The following is a 22,047-nucleotide window of genomic DNA, read 5'->3' on the forward strand; positions in this document are numbered from 1 at the left end:
GCTGAGTGTCAGATGACCTTCACCGCCCGCCCGATGAACTGAATCGGGCCAGTCGGTTTGCCGATGGGTGAGCCGCTGGATTTTTCCAGGGTCAGCTCGAACAACTGGTTGGCCTGTAGCGGCGGCAGCTTGTCCAGCGCGATCTTGAGGCTTTGCCCCGGTTTGACCAGCCCGAGGGATACCGGGCCTTGCCAGTCGTCACCCTTGGTCCAGAATTCCAGCGCCTTGTCCGCCGGGACTTCGACCACGCCCAGCGGAATCAGCTGAATTTCCTGTGAATTGCTGGCCTGCACGACCCAGCCTGGCGACTTGTCTTGTGGTCCGACCAGAACCACCAGGTAGGAAGGCTGCGCAGGTGCGCGGGTCAACAACGTCATGCCCAGCACCAGCGACGCCGCCAGCCCGGCCCCGGCCAGCCCGCGCCAGACCGACAGATTGTCCCACCAGCGCACGCGCTGCCGGTGTGCAGGTTTGGCAGGCGCGGTCATCTCCAGCAGGTTGCGTTCGATGCGCTCCCACAAGCCGGGCGATGGCGTGACCGGTTCAGCCAGTGCGGTCAGGGGCAGCAGGCGCTGCTCCCAGGCGTCGATGGCTGCCTGCAAGTCAGGCTCGCGGGACAGGCGACGCTGTACGTCGAGCCGTTCCTGCGCCGACAGGGTGCCGAGCACATACTCGCCCGCCAGATCGTGAATGTTGTCGTCTAAAGGCCGGGTCATCCCATGCACTCCCGCAAAGCCGTCAGGCTGCGCTTGATCCAGGCTTTGACCGTACCCAATGGCGCGCCGATTTTCTGCGCGATTTCCTGATGCGAATAACCGTCCACGTAAGCATGAAGCACACAATTTCTTCTGACCGGCTCCAGTTGCTCCATGCATGCCGTAGTCCGTCCTGGATTGACCCGCCAATCGAAGGCATCATCGGTTTCCTGCCAGCCTTCCAGCGTCGCCGGAGGGTTATGATCCTGGTTTTCATCATCGTCGACCCGCACTTCGCGCGCCGTGTTGCGCAAGCGGTTGAGCGCCAGGTGCCGGGTCAGGCTGAATATCCAGCCGCGTGCCGAGCCACGAGCGGCATCGAAACTGGACGCATGCGTCCAGATTTTCAGAAAGGCGTCGTGCACGATGTCCTCGGCCAGCGCGCTGTCACGCACCAGTCGCTGGGCAACGCCGAGCAGTCGGGCGCTTTCCTGTTGATAGAGACGCTGCAGCGCCTGCTTCTCACCGCGAGCGCAGGCCTGCAACGTAGCTTCGTAATCAAAGAGAGATTCGTGCGAGGACAAGATGATCCGCCATCAATGGAAGATTACTGCCCCGCTGATAGTGCGAGGCTCCCGCGCAGCAGCATAGCTCACTGTTGCGCGGTCACCCGGTGAATAGTGGCGATCAGCTTGCGGTCCAGAACAGGTAGTCAGCCTGATACTTGACGACTTCTTTGGCGCCTTTGTTGCTTTCTGCGCAGGGCTTGGCTGGTGCCACGCCGCCTTTCAGGGCGACACGCTGAATGTACGTCACGCCAGTCATTGCGCCCTTGCCTTCGGCCGGGTTGGCTTTGACCAGTTGATAAGGCAGGTTGCCAGCGCTCGATGGGGCCACGGCAACCTGAGTGCCGGTCACTTTGGAGCCGTCTTTGGCTTCCCAGGTGGCAGGCGGGCCGTAGTAGGTGCCGACCTGTTTGCCGCTCTTGTCATTGAGCACGGCTTTGGGGCCGACAAAAGCCCACTCCATTTCGTTAGGCATGTTGGCTTTGGCGCGGCACTCGTAGGTAATTTCGCCAACCCCGGTAGTCGTCATGCCGACTTTGTTGCCGGCCGGCACACGGACGCTCTCGGGGAGGTCGGTCTGAGCCATGGCAACGGACGACAGGCACGTGAAGGCCAGGGTAGTACCTGCAAGGCAGAGCAAGCGTTTTGCGTTCATGCAGAAATCTCCAGATTGTTTAACCGCGCTCAGCAACTCGAAGTGGCTGCTGACTGTACTACCCGCGAGAAACGCATCTGGATGCAGTGATTTGAAAATATTTTTTCAGTGCCGACTGAAACGGCTGCGCAGCAGCACAATCCCGGCAATCGCCGCCAGGCCCGAACCGATCAGCACGCCGACTTTTACCTCGTCGATCAAGTGTTGTTCGCCAGGGAAGGCCAGGTTGCCGATGAACAGGCTCATGGTGAAACCGATGCCGCAGAGGATCGCCACGCCATACAGTTGCACCCAGTTGCTGCCTTCCGGCAAGGTCGCCAGCCCGGCACGAATCGCCAGCACGGCGGCGAGGAACACGCCGATCTGCTTGCCGACGAACAGGCCCAGTGCAACGCCCAACGGCACCGGGTCGACCAAGTTTGCCAAGGTAATGCCGGAAAGCGATACGCCCGCATTGGCAAAGCCGAAGATCGGCACCACCGCGAAGGCCACCCAGTAATGCATCTTTTCTTCAAGGAACAGCAGCGGCGAGCGGGCTTCCTCTTCGGGCTTGCCCATCGGGATGCACAACGCCAGCGCAACACCGGCCAGCGTGGCGTGAACGCCGGATTGCAGGACAAAAAACCACAGCAGCGCGCCGAGCAGCAGATAGGGCAGCAGGCGGCGGACGTTCAGGCGGTTCAGCGCGATCAGTACGGCTAGGGTCACGAACGCCGCAGCGAGCATCGGCAGGTTCAGGCCGGAGCTGTAGAAGAACGCGATGATGGTCACTGCGCCCAGGTCATCGAGAATCGCCAGTGCCGCCAGAAAGACTTTCAGCGACGTGGGCACGCGATTGCCCAGCAGCGACAGCACGCCGAGGGCGAACGCGATGTCGGTGGCCGCCGGGATCGCCCAGCCGCTGAGGGTCTGCGGGTTGCCCCAGTTGATGGCGATGTAGATCAGCGCGGGCACCAGCATGCCGCCCGCCGCTGCGAAGCCGGGCAGGGCGCGTTGCCCCCAGGTCGCCAGGCCACCGGCCAGCACTTCGCGTTTGATTTCCAGGCCGACCATCAGGAAGAAGATCGCCATCAAGCCGTCGTTGATCCACAGCTCGACCGACAGGCCCAGCCAGACGCTGTGCAGGATCGAGAAGTAACCGGCAGAAAGCGCAGAGTTGGCGACGATCAGCGCGGCCAGTGCCGCTGCCATCAAGACAATACCGCCTGCTGATTCAGAGGCCAGAAAACTGGCGAGAACGGCAATGGCGCGGGGTGTTTCCCGGTGGGGAGCTTGAGTCATGGTCTTCCTTGAAGCGGAAAGCTGTTTTTGTTGTGGTATCAGGAATGCGGTTGCTGGCCCGTGGAGCTGAGTTCGATCAGACAGCAACGACTGACGCGGGGTGATTGCAATTCGATTTCCAGCAGGCCGTCGGGGTTGTCCACCTGCGCGCAATCATGTTTGCCGAGGACCTCCCACGCCTGACCGTTGACGCTGATCGCCACTTGCTCGGCCACGCTGAACAGCACGAAGGTGCTGGCCGAGCTGAACAGCCGTTGCGGATGGCGCACATCGATCCAGTGCAGGCGTGCAGTATAGCGGTGTGCGGCATAGATCAGGTTGAAGTCGCGAATCGGCCCGTCGAGCAGTGTGCAGCTGACTTCACTGTCGCCACTGAAAGCAAATGGATCGGACGGCAACAACGGGCGACTGGCCTTGCCGTCCACGGTCAGCGTCATGCCCGCACCCTGCAATACGGTAATGATGCGTTGATAACCGGCGAACACCGAGAAGCCGCCCGAGGTTTCGATGTCGGCAATCGACAGGCGCCAGCCGAAGCCGTCCAGGTCCTGGCCGGCATCGCGAGCGATCTCTTCGGTGCTGCCGCCACCGTTCTTCCACGGCATGCGCGGGTAGTCGGCAGCACGCAAAATACGGGTCTGGCTCATTTGGTAAAACGTCCTTCGAGGCGATGACGGGAACCGGGGTGGATCAGGCGCGCCGCAGTGACGGGCTGACGACCGGACCAGGTGCGGCGGCGAATCAACAGGCAGGGTTCACCCGCATCGATCTGCAGCAGCCTGCACTCGTCGGCTTCGGCCAGAATCGCTTCAACCACGTGCTCGCCCTCGGTCAACGGTGCGACTTGCGACAGATAGGCGTAGGGCGTCTGCAAGGTGAAATCCTGCTTGAGGTAGTCCGGTGCGACCTGAGCATTCACGAATCGGTCTTCGATCTGCACCGGAATGTCATTTTCGAAATGCACGATCAGCGAATGAAACACCTTCTGGCCTTCACGCATGTCCAGCGCCAGCGCGCGCTCCGAGCCTGCGGCTTCCTCCTTGAGCACCATCACCTTGCAGGTATGGCGATGGCCGCGCGCGGCAATTTCGTCCGCGATGTTATGCACTTCGAACAGCGCCGACTGGCTCTTCGGTTCGGCGACGAAGGTGCCGACACCCTGCATACGCACCAGCAGGCCTTCGGCGGTCAGCTCGCGCAGCGCCCGGTTGATGGTCATGCGGCTGAAACCCAGCTGCGTCACCAGTTCGCTTTCCGACGGCACACGATGGTGCGGCGGCCATGTACCGTTCTGAATCTGCAGGGCAATCATGTGTTTGACGCGGGCGTACAAGGGTGCGGGACTGTCGCCCATCTGGGCTGCCAGGGGAAATGCGGCGGGCGGAGTCGACACGGGTGAGTCCTTGTTCGAGATGATTCAAATGCAGCAAAGCGTCAACGCTAACCATTAAGCGGGGGCACGGCAAGCGTGCGAACGGTTTACCGGTCGCTTGAACATCTGTATATGTATATACAAATTACAGTGATGAGGTGTGAAGTCAATGTCAGCCTTCTTTGCCGAGCGTGCGTTACTCCCCGACGGCTGGGCCAGCAATGTGCGTCTGGAGGTCAGCCAGGAAGGTCTATTGACCCGCGTTGAAGCCAATGCCGACCGGCAGGGTGCTGAAATTGTCAGCGGTCCGTTGCTGCCCGGCATGCCGAACCTGCATTCGCATGCGTTCCAGCGGGCGATGGCCGGGCTGGCCGAAGTCGCGGGCAACCCCAACGACAGCTTCTGGACCTGGCGTGACTTGATGTATCGCCTCGTCGGGCGGATCAGCCCGCAGCAACTGGGGGTGATCGCGCGTCAGCTGTACATCGAGATGCTCAAGGGCGGTTACACCTCGGTGGCGGAATTTCATTACGTGCATCAGGACCTGGACGGCAAACCCTACACAGACCCTGCCGAACTGGCCATGCAGATCAGCCAGGCGGCGGGGGCGGTGGGTATTGGTCTGACCTTGCTGCCAGTGCTCTACAGCCACTCTGGGTTTGGCGGGCTGGCGCCGAATGAGGGGCAGCGCCGGTTTATCCACAGCACTGACAGTTATCTGGAGTTGCAGGCGCGTTTGCGACCGCTGTTGGCGGCGCAGCCTGCTCAGCGGCTTGGCCTGTGCTTTCACTCGTTGCGCGCGGTCACTCCACAGCAGATCAGTGAAGTGCTTGCCGCCAGCGACCTGCGGTGCCCGGTGCACATTCATATTGCCGAGCAGCAGAAAGAGGTCGATGACTGCCTGAGCTGGAGCGGTCGGCGTCCGTTGCAATGGCTGTATGAAAACACTTCTGTGGATAACCGCTGGTGCCTGGTCCACGCGACCCACGCAGACGCGGATGAGGTGCAGCTGATGGCGCAGAGCGGCGCCGTGGCGGGGTTATGCCTGACTACCGAGGCGAATCTCGGGGACGGGATCTTTCCGGCAGTGGATTACATCGCGCAGGGCGGGCGCTGGGGGATCGGTTCCGACAGCCACGTGTCGCTCAGCGTGGTCGAGGAACTGCGCTGGCTGGAATACGGGCAGCGCTTGCGTGACCAGCGTCGTAACCGGTTGTATCGCAGTGATCAGCCCATGGTCGGCCGCACGCTGTACGACGCCGCCCTGGCCGGAGGCGCGCAGGCGCTGGGTCAGCCGATCGGCAAACTGCAAGCAGGGCAGCGCGCCGACTGGCTGGTGCTGGACGGCAACGACCCATACATCGCCACGGCGTCCGGCGACGCAATCCTCAACCGCTGGCTATTCGCCGGCAGCGACCGACAGATTCGCGACGTGGCGGTGAACGGGCGCTGGGTCATCCGCGAAGGAAGACATGCCGCAGAAGAGCAAAGCAGTCGCGAGTTAGCGCGGGTGCTGAAGGAATTGCTGGATTGATACAACAAAGGACGCAGAGCGTCCAGAACGATATGCGACGCAGAGCGCTCAGTGTGATACACGCGTCTTGTGGGAGCGAGCTTGCTCGCGAAGAGGTGGGCTCAGTCCCGGCGATGGGGCGTTTGAGCTATTGCTTTCGTGAGCAAGCTCACTCCCACAGAGGCTGCGCCCGCTTTTGAGTATGCGGCGTGGCGCAGATTTGTGACGCGAAGCGTCACTCAAGTAACTCCCACTGCGTCCGCTTACTTCTCGGCCTTGCCAATCTTCGAGTCATCCTCGCGCCAGATCAGGCGCGAGGTGTCGTAGCCTTGCTGGCGGGCTTTGCTCAGCATGTTTTCCTTGTCTGCCTGAGACACGGCAGGCGTGCGCGACAGCAGCCACAGGTATTTGCGATCCGGGTTGCCGACCACTGCGGTGCGGTAGCCTTCGCTGACGTCCAGAATCCAGTAGTCACCCTTGGCGACGCCCGGCAGCAGGCGCGAGAACCAGTTATCGAACACTACCCACAGCTTGTCGGTCTTGCCCGTAACCTGCGGCGAGGCGGTGCCGGTGGCTTCTTCCCACTTGCCTTCAATCGTACGGCAGCGGTTGGTTACCGCAATGTTGCCGTCATCCTTGAGCGCATACAGCGCTTCGGACTGGGCGCACTTGCGCTGGAAGAACATCGGCAAACGGGCGATCTCGTACCAGGTGCCCTGATACTGCTTGAGGTCGACGCCATCAACCGTCTTCGGCTCAAGGTTGTCAGCCGAGTGGGCGAAACCGATAGCCAGAAAGCTGGCCATGACAAAAATTCCAAAACGAACCGGTAACTTGACCATGTGTTATTTCAGACCCTGACCCGAGAACAGTACAACCTTGTCTGCCGCGTATTGCACGCTGATAAAGGTGTTCTGGTCGCCCCATGTGCAACTGGACATCCCCAGTGCGCCGGAGCATTCGGTCGGGCTGCCCAGCAAAGACTCAACCTGAGCCTTCGGCATACCGGCGGAAATCTTCGAATAGTTTTCCTGAGTGATCTTGCTGCAGGCAGCCAGCAGCACGCAGAACGAAAGTAACGCGACAGAGCGCAAGGACATGGATGTAGCTCCTGAACGGAAGGGGGTCGCGTCGCAATGCAGGCTGATTCAGTCTGGCGCTGGCGCAATACCGCAAGCTTAGAAGAGGAAAAGGGGATCTGGTTCCCGGAGCGGGAAAGGATTTGTGCCGCGTATCGGTTCGATGGCCCGCAGCCTTGCGCTACAGGCACTGTCAGAATGCTCATTTACCTGAGCATTTACTGGCGTGCGGGCGATTCGACCGGGCCGAATCGCCGTTCATGCATGAGCGAGCGCTATTACTCTTTGTGATAGGCCGTGACGCGCTCGACTTCCTGTTTGGAGCCCAGGTAAACCGCCACACGCTGGTGCAGGCCCTCCGGCTGGATGTCGAGAATACGCTGATGGCCATCGGTCGAAGCGCCGCCTGCCTGTTCCACCAGGAACGACATCGGATTGGCTTCGTACATCAGGCGCAGTTTGCCCGGTTTGGACGGCTCGCGGCTGTCGCGCGGGTACATGAACAGGCCGCCACGGGTCAGGATGCGATGCACATCGCCAACCATCGCCGCCACCCAGCGCATGTTGTAATTCTTGTTCAACGGACCGTCTTCACCGGCCAGCAACTCGTTCACGTAGCGCTGCACCGGAGCTTCCCAGTGACGCTGGTTGGACATGTTGATGGCGAACTCCTGAGTGGCCTCAGGGATTTTGATGTCTTCGTGAGTCAGCACGAAGCTGCCCATTTCGCGGTCCAGCGTGAAGCCTTTGACGCCGTCGCCCAAGGTCAGCACCAGCATGGTTTGCGGGCCGTAGATCGCGTAACCGGCAGCCACCTGCTCGGTACCGGGCTGCATGAAGGCTTTTTCGTTCAGCGGCTCGTTCTGGGTCAGGTACTGGTTAGGGCAGCGCAGCACCGAGAAGATGGTGCCGACCGGTGCGTTGATGTCGATGTTCGACGAGCCGTCCAGCGGGTCGAACACCAGCAGGTATGCGCCCTTCGGGTATTTGCCCGGAATCTGGTAGGCGTTGTCCATTTCTTCGGACGCCATGCCGGCCAGGTGACCGCCCCATTCGTTGGCTTCGAGCAGGATCTCGTTGGAGATCACGTCGAGCTTCTTCTGCACTTCGCCCTGTACGTTTTCGGTGCCCATGCTGCCCAATACGCCGCCCAGCGCGCCCTTGGAGACCGCGTGGCTGATTTCCTTGCAAGCGCGCGCCACAACTTCGATCAGGAAGCGCAGATCGGCAGGGGTGTTGTTACTGCGGGTCTGCTCAATCAAGTAACGACTTAGTGTGACGCGGGACATGGATAGCTCCGAAAATAGGGGGTATGAAAACCCGCGCAGTTTAACGCGAGTGGCGACGTAATACTGCTATCAGACTGGCCGATGACTGTTTCAGTTCAGATGTCGGGCAAACCGACGCGCACGAGCCGTGCGTTTCAGCGTTTCGACGTACGCAAGGTGCTTAACGCCATCCAGCCCAGAAACAGCACGCCCACCACCAGAATCGCCCACAGCCCCATGCGTTTGAAGTCAGTGCTCTGCTGCACCGCTGGCGGTGTCGCCGTCATGTCGGCGACGGCTGCCGTGGCGGGTTGCGCGGTGCCGATCAGGGCAAGCTTTTGCGGGCTGAAATCAGGGATCAGAGTCGCCAGCGACAGGTTCGCCGCCTTGGCCGTCGGATTGCCGACCGCCAGTGTGAACGGTCCGTTGCCGCGCGCCAGAAACACCACTTCGGTCGCCGGCACGGCCACGCTCAACTGCGGAGCCTCGCTGCCCAGACCGCCGCCGCGGTCATCCACCACCAGCTTGAGCTGCTGGACGATCCGCCCGGACAGTTGCAGTTGATCCTGCAAGACATCGCTGTTGTTCTGTGACAGGCGATACAACAGGCCGCTGCTGACCGGTTGCCACGGCTGTCTGGCATCGACACGCCCATAAAGAATCGCAGGCGCCAGGCTGTTGGGCTGGGCAATATCGACTTTCACGCGCCCTATCGGCAAACCTGCCGGTAACTGCCAGACGTATTCGTTGGGGCTTTCGACAGTGCCTTTGACCGGCGGCGACCAGGTCAGTGGCGGTGTCGGGTTGTCGCTGCCGGCACTCAGCAGATGGGCAGAAATCAGCAGCGGCGCACTGTGCGGCGCGCGCCACAGCAGGCGCAGATAACGCGCACTTTGACCCAGCAGGCCAACTTCGCGCTGCTCGACCACTTCATCGGCAAACGACAGGCGTGCAACTTGCCCTTCGCCCCAGTCACGCCAGTGCTGCAGGTCGTCGCTGGCCTCGATGCTGAAGTGCTGGAAGCCTTCGCGTTCGGTGCTCCAGTCGATAATCAGTTGTTCCAGTGGCGCCTTGATGGCGCTGGTGTCCAGCAGCCAGCCGCGCAGCACTTCTTCGCCGGCCTCGATGTCGCTCTGCGGCTGGACTTCGATCACGCTGCCGTTGCTCGAGCGTTCGATGCGAATCACCGGCACGGCGTCGCCTGCTTCCTGAGTGCTGTACAGCGCAAACCATTTGACCTCGACGGGCGCGGGCTCCTGCTCGCGCGCAGGCTCACGCGGCGTGATCGCGTAGGCCTGCGGCTGCCCCTCGGCGTTGAACACGCGAACGTCACCCAGATCAGCCTGTCGCGCATTCAGTTGCACGGCGAGCGGCAATTCAATGCGATACCACGGCCCCTCGCCGCTGAGTGTCAGTGGTGTCTGACTGGCAAAATCCGCCGGTTTGTCCTGAGCGCTGGCGCTGATCGCCGCACACAGGGCAAGGCCAAGTACGGCGATTTTCATGGCAGGATGACTCAAGAACGGCTTCCTCATGGAGTGTAGGGCGCGGCAGTCGGGCCGGGCCCTGGGTCTGCGCCAACGTTATGCGCAGGACGTTTCGGCGGCAAGGGTGCGAAATATCCCACCACCAGTAGCAAAATGCCAACGCCGATGAACGAGACGATGCGCTCCATGCCGCCGCGATTGCTCAGTTCGACGAAGAACAGCTTGATCACCACCACCCCGATCAACGCTGCGCCGCCCAGCCACAACTCGCGGTTGGCGCGCACATGGCCGCCGATCATCAAGGCCAGCGCCATCAGCGTCCAGACGATCGACAACCCGGCCTGAACGCGCATCGACGCCAGCAGATCCTCGCTGGACCACGGTACATCGGCCCAATGATGGGCGGTGCGCATGACCATGGCCGTGACCAGTGCGAACAGCGATGCGCCTGCCAGCAACAGAGTGTGATTGCGCTTGTGCGTCAGGTACTTGCGCATCCACAGGCACACGCCGGCCAGCGCCAGCAAAAGGCCGATTTCCAGCGGGTTGAGCAGCGGCACATAAGGCAGCGGGGCGGCTGCGCCATCGCTGAACAGGTTCGCCAGCCAGAACCACGCCAGCATCAGGATCGCCAGTGGTGCCGCAGCGCCGACATGATAGGCCTCGGGGCAGGCTCTCACCGGCCACGGCCAGTCACGGCCGGAACTCATCGCCAGCAAGAACAGGCTCGGCAGGATCGCCCAACCCAGCCAGCGCCAGGCGTTGTAATACTCGGACAATTGCAGCAGGCTGAAACGCAGCTCCAGCGCCAGTACACAGAGCAACAACAGGCAGCCAGCAGTGTGGGCGACTCGTTTGGCAAGGAGCGATTGCAGTTCCGCCAGATGGCGCAGGGTCAGCAGATGCACGATGAACACCGCGCTCCAGGCCAGCCAGCCGCCGCTGGCCGCCGGGTTGTCATGCCAGTCGAGCGAGATCAGCAGCAGTGGTGCGCAGACGGGCGTGAGTACGCTGCACAGTGCGGCCAGGTCTGTCCAGCGCAAACGCCTGGCGAGTGCGGCCCAGAGCGCTACGCTGAGTGCGAGTGCGATCAGCAGCGCTGCGGTCTGGAAGCGCGCTGACGCGTACAAATCTACAGCGCTGACCAGCGACACCATCCACCAGAGCGCGCCCCAGATGACCAGCACTGCTCTGGCGTGGTTGGGTGCCATCAGCGTCATCGCGTTGAATTGGAACACGCACCAGGCGCTGATCAACGCCGCGACAGCCAGAATCATCGGTGTCCAGTAGTCGCTGGCAAAGGCCTGCGTCGAGCTGTCGCTGATCAGAATGGCGCTGGCCCCCAGTTGCAACAGCAGGCCGAACACCTGAGCCAGTCTGCGTTGCTGACGCAAGCCCAGCCAGAACACCGCTGCGCCTTCCACCGCCCAGGCACTGGTCGTCCACTGCGAACCGAGGCCTAGCGGGATGGCCAGGGTGGCAAACACCACGCCCAGCGCCAGGCAGGTTTCCATCAGCAAAACAGTTCGGCCGGGCGCGCGCGTGGTCAGCCAGCGCGCCAGCGCCATGTAGATCAGGCCCAGTGCGAGCGCACTGAATGCGGCGCCAAACTCAAGGTGCTCGACCAGCGCGTATTGCAGGCCGAAACCGACGATCGGCGTGCCGAACAGCAGCGTGCCGTCGACGTAATCACCTTGGCGCGCCGACCAGCGCAGCATGGTCTCGCGCGTGTCATCGGCTGGCGCTTCAGTGATCTCCAGTAACTTGCGACGAGCGAACAGCAGGCCGATGGCCAGGTACATCAGGAAAAACAGAATCAGGAAGGGTTCAGTGCTCCAGAACAACTCGGGCGTATAGGCCCTGAGGCCCCAGGCAAAGCCGATGCCGAACGTGCCGAAGAAACCGATCAGGTTGAGGATACGCCAGGCCTTGAACCAGGCGATGGCAATGATGCCGACGTTGAGCAGGGCAAAATAACTGAACAGCGAAACATGACTGCCTTGCCCGGTGGAGGCCAGAATCGGCGCCGCAAACCCGCCGAGTGCACCTGCGCAGGCCAGTGCCAGCGAGTTCTGGGTCAGCGCGAGAATGGCCGAGAACGCAGTGACGGCGACCAGCAGCGCAAAGCCCAATGCCGGGTCCAGCAGCGCATGCAGTTTCATCGCGGCAAATACCGTCAGGTACAAAACGCCGATGCCGGTGCCTTGCAGCATCAGTGCGTAAGGCCCGTTGCGCAGCCGCAGCCACCACCCAAGCCCGAGCAACGCCAGCGCACTGGCGGCGACCCCGGCATAGCGTGCTTCAATCGGCACGACCAGGCCTTCGGTGGCGTAACGCAGCAGAAAAGCCAGCCCGAGAAACAGCACGACCACGCCAACCCGCAGGACCGTATTGCCGCCCAGCAACCAGTCTTTGGCGCGGGTAATTGCGCTGTCCAGCAGGTTGGGCTGTGGCGGGCGTGATGGCTGACGGGCCGGTATTGCGGGCTCGACTGTCGGTGTGGATTGCGGCGTTTCGTCAGGCAAGTCCCAGATCAACTCGGGACCTTCGGTGGGTGCGGCGAGAATGATGGCGTCCAGCGGCAACGGCGCGTTGTCCTGAGCAGGCGGTACGCCAGGCACTGACTGACCTTCGAGCACATTCAGGCGCTGCTGGAGGATGTCGATGTCTTTGCGGGTAGCGAGCAGCTGTCGCGACTGGTCAGCAGCCTGGTTGCCCAGCACGCGCATGCGAATGCCCGCCCAGACTGCCCCGCCCATGAGCGCGCCAATCAGCACACCGGTCCACTCGTCGTAACTCAACGAGTAGCCCAGCAACGCACCGCCCATCACCAGACAAATCCAGAGCACGCGACGACATCCTTTTCGATGGGTGAAGGTTTATGGTGGGCAGTATATAGAGGCGGGCGGACATCGTTTGTAATGTTTTATATGGCCCGCAGACATGAGGGTTTTGGCAGGACGAAGACAAGCCCATGAAGCGCTTGTGGCCCCAGTGGGAGTGAGCTTGCTCACGAAGAGGTCAGTACAGCCAATGAAGATTCGCTGATCAATTACTCCGCCTTCGCGAGCAAGACTTGCGTATAACGCTCAGCGCTGGGTCAGTCCAGCGCCTTCCAGATATCCCCCGCGTATTCACGAATGGTTCGGTCCGAGGAGAACCAGCCCATGCGTGCGGTGTTGAGGACCGCCGAGCGCCACCATTCCTTGGAATCGTGCCAGCGTTCTTCGACCTTGGCCTGGGCGGCCCAGTACGAATCGAAGTCAGCGCAGACTAGGAAGCGGTCGTACGCCAGCAACTGATCGACCAGCCCGACATAACGGTTCGGATCATCCGGCGAGAACACCCCGCCACGAATCGCCTGCAATACGTCGTTCAGGCGTCCCGATGCGGCCACGTCGGCATAGGCGCTGAAGTCGCCGGCCTGCTTGCGGGCTTCGACCTGTTGCGAGGTCATGCCGAAGATGAACATGTGCTCCAGCCCGACCTGCTCGCTCATTTCCACGTTGGCACCGTCCAGCGTACCGATGGTCAGCGCGCCATTGAGGCCGAACTTCATGTTGCTGGTGCCCGACGCTTCCAGGCCCGCCGTGGAAATCTGCTCGGAAAGGTCGGCGGCCGGGATGATGCTCTCCGCCAGGCTGACGTTGTAGTTGGGCATGAACACCACTTTCAGCAAGCCACGCACCGTCGGATCGCTGTTCACGGTCCGCGCGATGTCGTTGGTCAGCTTGATGATCAGCTTGGCCGAGTGATAACTGGCTGCCGCCTTGCCCGCGAAGATCTTCACGCGCGGTACCCAGTCGGTACCAGGCTCGGCACGAATGGCCTGATACAGCGCCACGGTGTGAAACAGGTTCAGCAACTGGCGTTTGTATTCGTGGATACGTTTGACCTGAACGTCGAACATCGCTGCCGGATTGACTGCAATCCCCAGACGTTCATGAATGATCGCGGCCAGTGCGCGTTTGCTGTGCAAGCGCTGATCAGCCATCTGCTTGCGGAACGAAGACTGTTCGGCAAACGGTTCAAGCTCTTTGAGACGGGTCTCGGCGTTGTCCAGCACGTCTTCACCCAGCGCCTCGACAAGCATTTCAGTGAGCTTCGGGTTGGCCTGGAACAACCAGCGGCGGAAGGTAATGCCGTTGGTCTTGTTGTTGATCCGGTCCGGGTAGATCTTGTGCAGCTCGGCGAACACGGTCTTGCGCATCAGTTGCGTGTGCAACGCCGAAACGCCGTTGACACTGTGCGAACCGAGAAACGCAAGGTTGCCCATGCGCACGCGACGACCGTTGTCTTCTTCGATCAGCGACACCGCACGCAGCACGTTGACGTCGTCGACACCTTTGGCGCGCAACGTATCGATATGTTGCGCGTTGATCAGGTAGATGATCTGCATGTGGCGCGGCAGCATGCGCTCCATCAGGCCGACCGACCAGGTTTCCAGCGCTTCCGGCAGCAGCGTGTGGTTGGTGTAACCGAGGGTGCCAACGGTGATTTTCCAGGCGGTGTCCCATGGAATATTGTGGTTGTCGATCAACTGACGCATCAGCTCGGCCACTGCAATCGACGGGTGCGTGTCGTTCATCTGGATCGCCGCGTGCTCGGCCAGATCGGTCAGCGTCGCGTGCTGGTTCAGGTGGCGACGCAGCAAATCCTGCAGCGATGCCGAAACGAAGAAGTACTCCTGACGCAGGCGCAGCTCTTGTCCGGCCTCGGTCGCGTCGTTCGGGTAAAGCACACGGGAAATACTTTCTGCACGAACCACTTCGGCAACGGCGCCAAAGTGGTCGCCCGCGTTGAAGCGTTCCAGGTGCAGGTCTTCTACCGCGCGGGCACGCCAAAGACGCAAGGTGTTGACGCTCTTGCCGCGCCAGCCCACCACGGGGGTGTCGTAAGCAATGGCTCGCACCGTTTCGCCCGGACGCCAGACCTGACGCGATTCACCGGTTTCGGTCGGAACGGTATCGACGCTGCCGCCGAAGCCGATGGAGTACACCACTTCCGGACGCTCGAATTCCCACGGGTTGCCGAAGTCCAGCCAGTTTTCGGTCTGCTCCTGCTGCCAGCCATCGACGATGCCCTGACGAAACAGGCCGTGCTCGTAACGAATCCCGTAGCCGTGACCGGCAATGCCGAGGGTCGACATGCTTTCCATGAAGCACGCTGCCAGGCGACCCAGGCCGCCGTTGCCCAGAGCCGCGTCGGGCTCGAGCAGGCGAATGCGCTCGATGTCCACGCCCAGTTCGGTCAAGGCTTCGCGGGCGATCTCCAGTAGACCGAGGTTGCTCAGGCTGTCATACAGCAGCCTGCCGATCAGGAATTCCAGCGAGAGGTAGTAAACCCGCTTCTGGACCTTGCGATAGATATGGCGCGTGTGATCCATCCAGTGCTCGACCATGTGGTCGCGGGCAGCAAGGGCGGTCGCTTCAAACCAGTCATGCTCAAACGCATGGTCGGGGTCCTTGCCCACCGAATAGGTGAGTTTGGCGAGCACAGCGGCGCGGAAAGCAGCCACATCAGCGTCACGAACAAGTGGTTCCTGAGACATCGATACAACCTCAAGTAGTCTGACGAATGGGGGATGGGACTCTTAGACTGTAGGCGTGTCGTCAGTTATTTCCTGTAAATAAAGAAATAATTCGGTTTACGACTCACGCTTCGACCCAGCCTGACTGTTCTGGTTCGCTATTCGGGCAAATTGGCAAAACGCTTGCATTGATTGTTCCATGTTAATCAATGACGTGCAGCATGCTGATTCTTCGTTTCGGGTTTATGATGCCCGACGGCAGGACATCAGAAGCCTCTTGACTGGACTTATGGAGCACTTATGCAGACTTTGTACCCGCAGATCAAACCCTACGCCCGGCACGATCTGGCCGTGGAACAACCGCATGTGCTTTACGTCGACGAAAGCGGCTCGCCTGAAGGTTTGCCGGTGGTGTTTATCCACGGCGGTCCGGGTTCCGGGTGCGATGCGCACAGCCGCTGCTATTTCGATCCGAATCTATACCGCATCGTCACGTTCGACCAGCGCGGTTGCGGCCGCTCGACGCCGCACGCCAGCCTGGAAAACAACACCACCTGGAAACTGGTCGAAGACCTCGAAGTGATTCGCGAGCACCTGGGCATTGAAAAATGGGTGCTGTTCGGCGGTTCGTGGGGCTCGACCCTGGCGCTGGCTTACGCTCAGACTCATCCGGATCGCGTGCATGCCATGATTCTGCGTGGCGTGTTTCTCGCCCGTCAGCAGGAAATCGACTGGTTCTATCAAGCCGGTGCCAGCCGCCTGTTTCCGGATTACTGGCAGGATTACGTCGCGCCGATCCCGGCCGATGAGCGCCACGATATTTTGTCCGCCTTCCACAAGCGCCTCACCGGCCCGGACCAGATCGCCCAGATGCATGCCGCCAAGGCCTGGTCGACCTGGGAAGGCCGTTGCGCAACCTTGCGCCCCAACCCGCAGGTGGTCGACCGCTTCACCGATCCGCACCGGGCGCTGTCCATCGCGCGCATCGAATGCCATTACTTCATGAACAAAGCGTTTCTGGAAGAAAATCAGCTGATTCGCGACATGCCGAAAATCGCCCATCTGCCGGCGATCATCGTCCACGGTCGCTACGACGTTATCTGCCCGCTGGATAACGCCTGGGAGCTGCACCAGAACTGGCCCGGCAGTGAATTGCAGGTGATTCGCGAGGCGGGGCACTCGGCCTCCGAGCCGGGTATCGCCGACGCGCTGGTGCGTGCCGCAGCGCAGGTGGCTCAGAATCTTCTTGATTTGCCACCCGAAGAAGCCTGATCGCTTTACAGGTTTGTTTGTTTACCAAGTCTGGAAGTGTTTATGAAAGGTTTGTTGCAGCGCGTGCGCAGTGCGCGCGTCGAGGTCGGTACAGAGGTGGTTGGCGCTATCGATCAGGGCGTTCTGGTATTGGTGGGCATCGAGCCTCAAGACACCCGGGCCAGTGCCGATAAGTTGCTGCACAAGCTGCTCAATTATCGGGTGTTCAGCGATGCCGACGGCAAGATGAACCTGTCGTTACGTGACGTGAACGGCGGATTGCTGCTGGTTTCGCAGTTCACGCTGGCTGCAGACACCAAAAGCGGGTTGCGCGCAGGGTTCTCGAAAGCCGCTGCTCCGGCGCTGGGTGCTGAGCTGTTCGATTATTTATTGAGTCACGCCAGAATCGCGCATCCGGTCGTGGCGGCGGGCCAGTTTGGTGCGGATATGCAGGTGCACCTGATAAATGATGGCCCTGTGACATTTCTGTTTGAGACATAAGCTACGATTTCATCGTTACACCCGGCGAATTCAACGTTCGTTCAGGAAATAAATACTTTGTCATACCTGATGCGTTGTAACGCGAGCTACTGGATAATCGCGCGCTACGGGGATCGGCACTGGTTGGTCCATTTGGTATGACAAAAGCGGTTCTGACGCCGGTTGGGGAATCATTAAGCCCATTTGGAGTCGGAACAATGCTCGCCAACCCGGCATTGATAGCTGGCCGTTGGTTTTTTCATCTGTTTTCGGCGAGGGTTGCTCGTGATTGTTAGTCCCTGTGATGCTCCAAAGACACCCGTCAAGCGGTTGCGCAGTGCGCTTCTGGCAAGCTCTGCCCTTGTCTGCCTGTTCAGTGCAGGCCAGCTCTGGGCGTTCAATCTTGATGATGTAACGGCGAAGGCCAAAGAAATGGCCGGGCAGAAGTTCGAGGCTCCGAGGAGCAATCTCCCGAACGAACTGCGCGAAATGAAATTCGCTGACTATCAGAAGATCCGCTTCCGTGACGACAAGGCCGAGTGGGCGGGCGAAAAGACGCCGTTCAAAGTGTCTTTCTACCACCAGGGCATGCACTTCGACACGCCGGTCAAAATCAACGAAGTGACCGCGACCAGCGTCGACGAAATCAAATACGACGCGAACCGGTTCGATTTCGGCGATCTGAAGATCGATCCGAAATCCACCGAGAAACTGGGTTATGCCGGTTTCCGTGTCCTGTATCCGATCAACAAGGATGACAAGCAGGACGAAGTCATGACCATGCTGGGCGCGAGCTACTTCCGCGTGATCGGCAAGGGTCAGGTCTATGGTCTGTCCGCGCGCGGTCTGGCAATCGACACTGCACTGCCGTCCGGCGAAGAATTTCCGCGCTTCAAGGAGTTCTGGATCGAGAAGCCGGGCCCGGATGACAACCATCTGGTGATCTTTGCGCTGCTCGACTCGCCGCGTGCCACCGGTGCGTACCAGTTGACCCTGCGTCCCGGCACCAACACCCTGGTTGACGTCAAATCGCGCATGTTCCTGCGTGACAAGGTCACCAAACTGGGTGTGGCGCCACTGACCAGCATGTTCCTGTTCGGTGCCAACCAGCCTTCGCGCGTGCCTAACTTCCGCCGCGAACTGCACGACTCCAGCGGTCTGTCGATTCAGGCAGCCAATGGCCAATGGCTGTGGCGTCCGCTGAACAACCCTAAACATTTGTCCGTCAGCAGCTTCTCGGTCGAGAACCCGCGTGGTTTCGGTCTGCTGCAACGCGGCCGCGACTTCAGCCAGTACGAAGACCTCGATGACCGTTACGACAAGCGCCCAAGTGCCTGGATCGAGCCAAAAGGCGACTGGGGCAAAGGGACTGTCGATCTGGTCGAGATTCCGACTGCCGACGAAACCAACGACAACATCGTTGCGTTCTGGAAGCCTGACACTCTGCCTGCTCCGGGCGAGCAGATGAACTTCGATTACCGTCTGCACTGGACCATGCAGGAAAACTCGATCCACTCGCCGGATCTGGGCTGGGTCAAGCAGACTCAACGCTCCATCGGTGATGTGCGTCAGTCCAACCTGGTGCGTCAGCCGGACGGCAGCCTCGCGTTCCTCGTCGACTTCGTCGGCCCGGTATTGGCTGCCTTGCCGGAAGACAAGACCATTCGTAGCCAAGTGACCACCGACGACAACGTCGAGCTGGTCGAAAACAACCTGCGTTACAACCCGGTCACCAAAGGCTATCGCTTGACCCTGCGGGTCAAGGTCAAGGACGCTGGCAGGCCGACCGAGATGAGCGCTTACCTGCTGCGCGAAATCCCTGCCGAACCGGGCAAGGAACCTGCACTGCTGGTGGCTGATAAAGCTGACGACAAGAAAGCCGCTTCCAAGGAAGCCGCCAAGCCGACTGCGGTCAAGGAAGCTGCTACCAAGGAGACTGCCAGCAAGGAGTCCGCTAACGACCAGGTAGAAATTGCCAAGGCCGATGCGCCGAAGTCTGAAGCCGCCAAGTCCGAGACCGCCAAAGCCGAAGCGAGCAAGGCTGATGCAGCCAAAGCCGACGCAGCCAAGGGTGATGTTGCCAAGGCTGATGTGGCCAAGGACAAGGACGGTGAAGAGATCCAGCAGCCTGAAACCGAGGCCGCGCCCACCCATCCAGAACCGGCCAAGACGTTGCAAGTCATGACCGAGACCTGGAGTTATCAGTTGCCGAGCGATGAGTAATTCTCTACCGGTGCCAGTGTCTCTGAACGAGTACCTGGCGCATTTACCGATGAGCGACGAGCAGCGGGCAGAACTTGCCGGCTGCAAGACCTTCGCCGAGTTGCATGAACGCCTGTCGGCACAGCCGCTGAACGACCCGGCCGAGGCCGCTCAGGCTTCGGTGGGCCGTCGCCTGCTGTTGTCCACAGCGGACGAGTTGCAGGACGCCGAGATGCTCGACGTCGATGCGAGCGGGCGTTTGCGCCTCAAGGCGACGCCGCCGATCAACCGGACCAAGGTTGTGCCAGAGCCATGGCGCACCAACATTCTGGTGCGCGGCTGGCGTCGCCTGACCGGCAAGAAAAACCCGCCCAAGCCGGATCACAGCGATCTGCCTCGGGATTTGCCGAAGGCTCGCTGGCGTACCGTCGGTTCGATCCGCCGCTATATTCTGCTGATCCTCATGCTGGGTCAGACGATTGTGGCTGGCTCGTACATGAAAGGCATTCTGCCGTATCAGGGCTGGTCGCTGGTTTCGCTGGACGAAATCACTCGTCAGACCTTCGTGCAGACCGCTTTGCAGGTTCTGCCTTATGCCTTGCAGACCAGCATCCTGTTGCTGTTCGGGATTCTCTTCTGCTGGGTATCGGCCGGTTTCTGGACCGCGCTGATGGGCTTTCTGGAGCTGCTCACCGGGCGCGACAAATATCGCATCTCCGGTGCCAGCGCCGGCAACGAGCCGATCGAAAAGGGCGCACGTACCGCGCTGGTCATGCCGATCTGCAACGAAGACGTACCCCGGGTTTTCGCCGGTTTGCGCGCCACGTTCGAATCGGTAGCGGCCACGGGTGACCTGGACCGTTTCGATTTCTTCGTGCTCAGCGACACCAACGAAACCGACATCGCCGTTGCCGAGCAACAGGCCTGGCTGGACGTGTGCCGCGAGACCAAGGGCTTCGGCAAGATCTTCTATCGCCGCCGTCGCCGTCGCGTCAAACGTAAAAGCGGCAACCTCGACGACTTCTGCCGTCGCTGGGGCAGCGAATACCGCTACATGGTCGTGCTGGATGCCGACAGCGTCATGAGCGGTGAATGCCTGACCAGTCTGGTTCGTCTGATGGAAGCCACGCCAGACGCCGGTATCATCCAGACTGCGCCGCGCGCATCGGGCATGGACACGTTGTATGCCCGCATGCAGCAGTTCGCGACCCGCGTCTACGGTCCGCTGTTCACCGCCGGTCTGCACTTCTGGCAGCTGGGTGAATCCCACTACTGGGGTCACAACGCGATCATCCGTATGAAGCCGTTCATCGAGCACTGCGCCCTGGCGCCGCTGCCCGGTAAAGGTGCATTCGCCGGTGCGATCCTGTCTCACGACTTCGTCGAAGCTGCGCTGATGCGCCGTGCGGGCTGGGGCGTGTGGATTGCCTACGATCTGCCGGGCAGTTACGAAGAGCTGCCGCCGAACCTGCTGGACGAACTCAAGCGCGACCGTCGCTGGTGCCACGGTAACCTGATGAACTTCCGCCTGTTCCTGGTCAAAGGCATGCACCCGGTTCACCGTGCGGTGTTCCTGACTGGCGTGATGTCGTACCTGTCGGCGCCGTTGTGGTTCTTCTTCCTCGTGTTGTCCACAGCCCTGCTGGCGGTGAACACCCTGATGGAACCGACCTACTTTCTTGAGCCGCGTCAGTTGTATCCGCTGTGGCCCCAATGGCACCCGGAACGCGCCGTTGCATTGTTTTCGACCACCATCGTTCTGCTGTTCCTGCCTAAACTGCTCAGCGTCATTCTGATCTGGGCGAAGGGCGCGAAAGGCTTCGGTGGCAAGTTCAAGGTCACTGTTTCGATGCTGCTGGAAATGCTCTTCTCGGTGCTGCTGGCCCCGGTGCGCATGCTGTTCCACACCCGTTTCGTACTGGCTGCCTTCCTGGGCTGGGCTGCGACCTGGAATTCGCCGCAACGCGACGATGACTCCACGCCGTGGATCGAAGCGGTCAAGCGTCATGGTCCGCAAACATTGCTGGGCGCGTGCTGGGCACTGCTGGTGTTCTGGCTGAACCCGAGCTTCCTGTGGTGGCTGGCGCCAATCGTGGTGTCGCTGATGCTGTCGATTCCGGTGTCGGTGATTTCCAGCCGTACCGGTTTGGGCCTCAAGGCGCGTGACGAGAAATTCTTCCTGATTCCTGAAGAGTTCGAGCCACCGCAAGAGCTGATCTCCACCGATCAGTACACCCACGAGAACCGTTGGCACGCGCTGAAACACGGTTTCATTCGGGCGGTGGTCGATCCTCGTCAGAATGCGCTGGCGTGCGCTCTGGCAACCTCGCGTCACCGTCAGGCTCAGCCGATTGAAGTGGTGCGCATGGAACGCGTCGATCATGCGCTCAAGGTCGGTCCGGAAAAACTCGATAATCAGGAACGCCTGATGCTGTTGAGCGACCCGGTTGCCCTTGGCCGCCTGCACGAGCGCGTCTGGAGCGAAGGTCACGAAGAGTGGCTGGCCGCGTGGAGAGCTTCCATCGAAGCTGATCCACATGCGCCGTTGCTGCCTTTGCAACCTGCTGTAAAAGCACCGGAGCCGGTCCTGGTCTAAAACCACCCGGCAGCGCAAAAGCCCCTGAAGCATTGCTTCAGGGGCTTTTTATTGGGTGTGTGCCGAGAAAAG

The 22,047-nt window shown here is 60.8% G+C and carries 17 protein-coding genes; 5 read left to right on the forward strand and 12 right to left on the reverse strand.

All coding sequences use genetic code 11. The features are described from left to right. Nucleotides 1-8: 8 nt before the first annotated feature. From BLT55_RS23690 to hutC, 6 genes are all read right to left on the reverse strand, one after another. On the reverse strand, nt 9-716 hold the full coding sequence (locus tag BLT55_RS23690) for an anti-sigma factor (RefSeq protein WP_055000390.1): 708 nt from the start codon (nt 714-716) through the stop codon (nt 9-11). After that, nucleotides 713-1,279, reverse strand: coding sequence for a sigma-70 family RNA polymerase sigma factor (locus tag BLT55_RS23695; RefSeq protein ID WP_055000389.1), 567 nt, complete (start codon nt 1,277-1,279; stop codon nt 713-715). Before BLT55_RS23695 ends, BLT55_RS23690 begins: the two co-directional genes overlap by 4 nt. A 103-nt stretch (nt 1,280-1,382) precedes the next feature. Next, a complete protein-coding gene (locus BLT55_RS23700) occupies nt 1,383-1,916 on the reverse strand; it encodes a DUF3455 domain-containing protein (protein WP_007252857.1) in 534 nt (177 codons plus the stop codon). A gap of 105 nt (nt 1,917-2,021) precedes the next feature. Then, nucleotides 2,022-3,197, reverse strand: coding sequence for a Na+/H+ antiporter NhaA (nhaA, locus tag BLT55_RS23705; RefSeq protein WP_055000388.1), 1,176 nt, complete (start codon nt 3,195-3,197; stop codon nt 2,022-2,024). Between the two features lie 38 nt (nt 3,198-3,235). Then, nucleotides 3,236-3,844, reverse strand: coding sequence for a HutD/Ves family protein (locus BLT55_RS23710; RefSeq protein WP_055000387.1), 609 nt, complete (start codon nt 3,842-3,844; stop codon nt 3,236-3,238). Next, nucleotides 3,841-4,551, reverse strand: a complete 711-nt coding sequence (gene hutC, locus BLT55_RS23715) for a histidine utilization repressor (protein ID WP_162839085.1) — start codon at nt 4,549-4,551, stop codon at nt 3,841-3,843. Before hutC ends, BLT55_RS23710 begins: the two co-directional genes overlap by 4 nt. 187 nt (nt 4,552-4,738) lie before the next feature. Here hutC and BLT55_RS23720 point away from each other — a divergent pair, with 187 nt between their 5' ends. Then, the gene (locus BLT55_RS23720; RefSeq protein ID WP_055000385.1) at nt 4,739-6,103 is read left to right on the forward strand and encodes a formimidoylglutamate deiminase; all 1,365 of its coding nucleotides are present in this window, start codon (nt 4,739-4,741) and stop codon (nt 6,101-6,103) included. Nucleotides 6,104-6,345: 242 nt separating this feature from the next. On the opposite strand, the gene BLT55_RS23725 is transcribed toward BLT55_RS23720, so the two are convergent. From BLT55_RS23725 to BLT55_RS23750, 6 genes are all read right to left on the reverse strand, one after another. Then, complete coding sequence (locus BLT55_RS23725) at nt 6,346-6,924, reverse strand: lipocalin family protein (RefSeq protein ID WP_055000384.1); 579 nt, start codon at nt 6,922-6,924, stop codon at nt 6,346-6,348. A 3-nt stretch (nt 6,925-6,927) separates the two neighbouring features. Further along, nucleotides 6,928-7,182, reverse strand: coding sequence for an outer membrane protein assembly factor BamE domain-containing protein (gene bamE, locus BLT55_RS23730; protein WP_024675475.1), 255 nt, complete (start codon nt 7,180-7,182; stop codon nt 6,928-6,930). A gap of 257 nt (nt 7,183-7,439) precedes the next feature. Further along, complete coding sequence (locus tag BLT55_RS23735; protein ID WP_007252848.1) at nt 7,440-8,450, reverse strand: class 1 fructose-bisphosphatase; 1,011 nt, start codon at nt 8,448-8,450, stop codon at nt 7,440-7,442. Between the two features lie 134 nt (nt 8,451-8,584). Beyond that, nucleotides 8,585-9,934, reverse strand: coding sequence for a DUF3999 domain-containing protein (locus BLT55_RS23740; RefSeq protein ID WP_055000383.1), 1,350 nt, complete (start codon nt 9,932-9,934; stop codon nt 8,585-8,587). Between the two features lie 26 nt (nt 9,935-9,960). Further along, entirely contained in the window at nt 9,961-12,765 is a 2,805-nt protein-coding gene (locus BLT55_RS23745) for a DUF2339 domain-containing protein (protein WP_055000382.1), read from the reverse strand. Nucleotides 12,766-13,016: 251 nt separating this feature from the next. Beyond that, complete coding sequence (locus tag BLT55_RS23750) at nt 13,017-15,467, reverse strand: glycogen/starch/alpha-glucan phosphorylase (RefSeq protein ID WP_007252845.1); 2,451 nt, start codon at nt 15,465-15,467, stop codon at nt 13,017-13,019. 279 nt (nt 15,468-15,746) lie between these two features. On the opposite strand from BLT55_RS23750, the gene pip reads away from it, so the two are divergent. The 4 genes from pip to mdoH all read left to right on the forward strand — a co-directional run bounded on the left by pip (nt 15,747) and on the right by mdoH (nt 21,975). Beyond that, on the forward strand, nt 15,747-16,718 hold the full coding sequence (gene pip, locus BLT55_RS23755; protein ID WP_007252844.1) for a prolyl aminopeptidase: 972 nt from the start codon (nt 15,747-15,749) through the stop codon (nt 16,716-16,718). A gap of 42 nt (nt 16,719-16,760) precedes the next feature. Continuing rightward, nucleotides 16,761-17,198, forward strand: a complete 438-nt coding sequence (gene dtd, locus BLT55_RS23760) for a D-aminoacyl-tRNA deacylase (RefSeq protein ID WP_007252843.1) — start codon at nt 16,761-16,763, stop codon at nt 17,196-17,198. A 258-nt stretch (nt 17,199-17,456) separates the two neighbouring features. Beyond that, nucleotides 17,457-19,400, forward strand: coding sequence for a glucan biosynthesis protein G (locus BLT55_RS23765; protein WP_279615943.1), 1,944 nt, complete (start codon nt 17,457-17,459; stop codon nt 19,398-19,400). Then, on the forward strand, nt 19,393-21,975 hold the full coding sequence (gene mdoH / locus BLT55_RS23770; RefSeq protein WP_055000380.1) for a glucans biosynthesis glucosyltransferase MdoH: 2,583 nt from the start codon (nt 19,393-19,395) through the stop codon (nt 21,973-21,975). The genes BLT55_RS23765 and mdoH overlap by 8 nt, the downstream gene beginning before the upstream one ends. Nucleotides 21,976-22,047: the final 72 nt, after the last annotated feature.

The organism is Pseudomonas cannabina, from assembly GCF_900100365.1.
Taxonomy (GTDB): Bacteria; Pseudomonadota; Gammaproteobacteria; order Pseudomonadales; family Pseudomonadaceae; genus Aquipseudomonas; species Aquipseudomonas cannabina.

Excerpts from the sequence above, each read along its gene's own strand:
- bamE (WP_024675475.1), bottom strand. The coding sequence starts at position 7,182 with ATGTCCTTGCGCTCTGTCGCGTTACTTTCGTTCTGCGTGCTGCTGGCT.
- dtd (WP_007252843.1), top strand. The coding sequence starts at position 16,761 with ATGAAAGGTTTGTTGCAGCGCGTGCGCAGTGCGCGCGTCGAGGTCGGT.
- BLT55_RS23710 (WP_055000387.1), bottom strand. The coding sequence starts at position 3,844 with ATGAGCCAGACCCGTATTTTGCGTGCTGCCGACTACCCGCGCATGCCG.
- BLT55_RS23740 (WP_055000383.1), bottom strand. The coding sequence starts at position 9,934 with ATGAAAATCGCCGTACTTGGCCTTGCCCTGTGTGCGGCGATCAGCGCC.
- BLT55_RS23735 (WP_007252848.1), bottom strand. The coding sequence starts at position 8,450 with ATGTCCCGCGTCACACTAAGTCGTTACTTGATTGAGCAGACCCGCAGT.
- BLT55_RS23690 (WP_055000390.1), bottom strand. The coding sequence starts at position 716 with ATGACCCGGCCTTTAGACGACAACATTCACGATCTGGCGGGCGAGTAT.
- hutC (WP_162839085.1), bottom strand. The coding sequence starts at position 4,551 with ATGGGCGACAGTCCCGCACCCTTGTACGCCCGCGTCAAACACATGATT.
- nhaA (WP_055000388.1), bottom strand. The coding sequence starts at position 3,197 with ATGACTCAAGCTCCCCACCGGGAAACACCCCGCGCCATTGCCGTTCTC.
- BLT55_RS23725 (WP_055000384.1), bottom strand. The coding sequence starts at position 6,924 with ATGGTCAAGTTACCGGTTCGTTTTGGAATTTTTGTCATGGCCAGCTTT.
- BLT55_RS23750 (WP_007252845.1), bottom strand. The coding sequence starts at position 15,467 with ATGTCTCAGGAACCACTTGTTCGTGACGCTGATGTGGCTGCTTTCCGC.
- mdoH (WP_055000380.1), top strand. The coding sequence starts at position 19,393 with ATGAGTAATTCTCTACCGGTGCCAGTGTCTCTGAACGAGTACCTGGCG.
- pip (WP_007252844.1), top strand. The coding sequence starts at position 15,747 with ATGCAGACTTTGTACCCGCAGATCAAACCCTACGCCCGGCACGATCTG.
- BLT55_RS23700 (WP_007252857.1), bottom strand. The coding sequence starts at position 1,916 with ATGAACGCAAAACGCTTGCTCTGCCTTGCAGGTACTACCCTGGCCTTC.
- BLT55_RS23720 (WP_055000385.1), top strand. The coding sequence starts at position 4,739 with ATGTCAGCCTTCTTTGCCGAGCGTGCGTTACTCCCCGACGGCTGGGCC.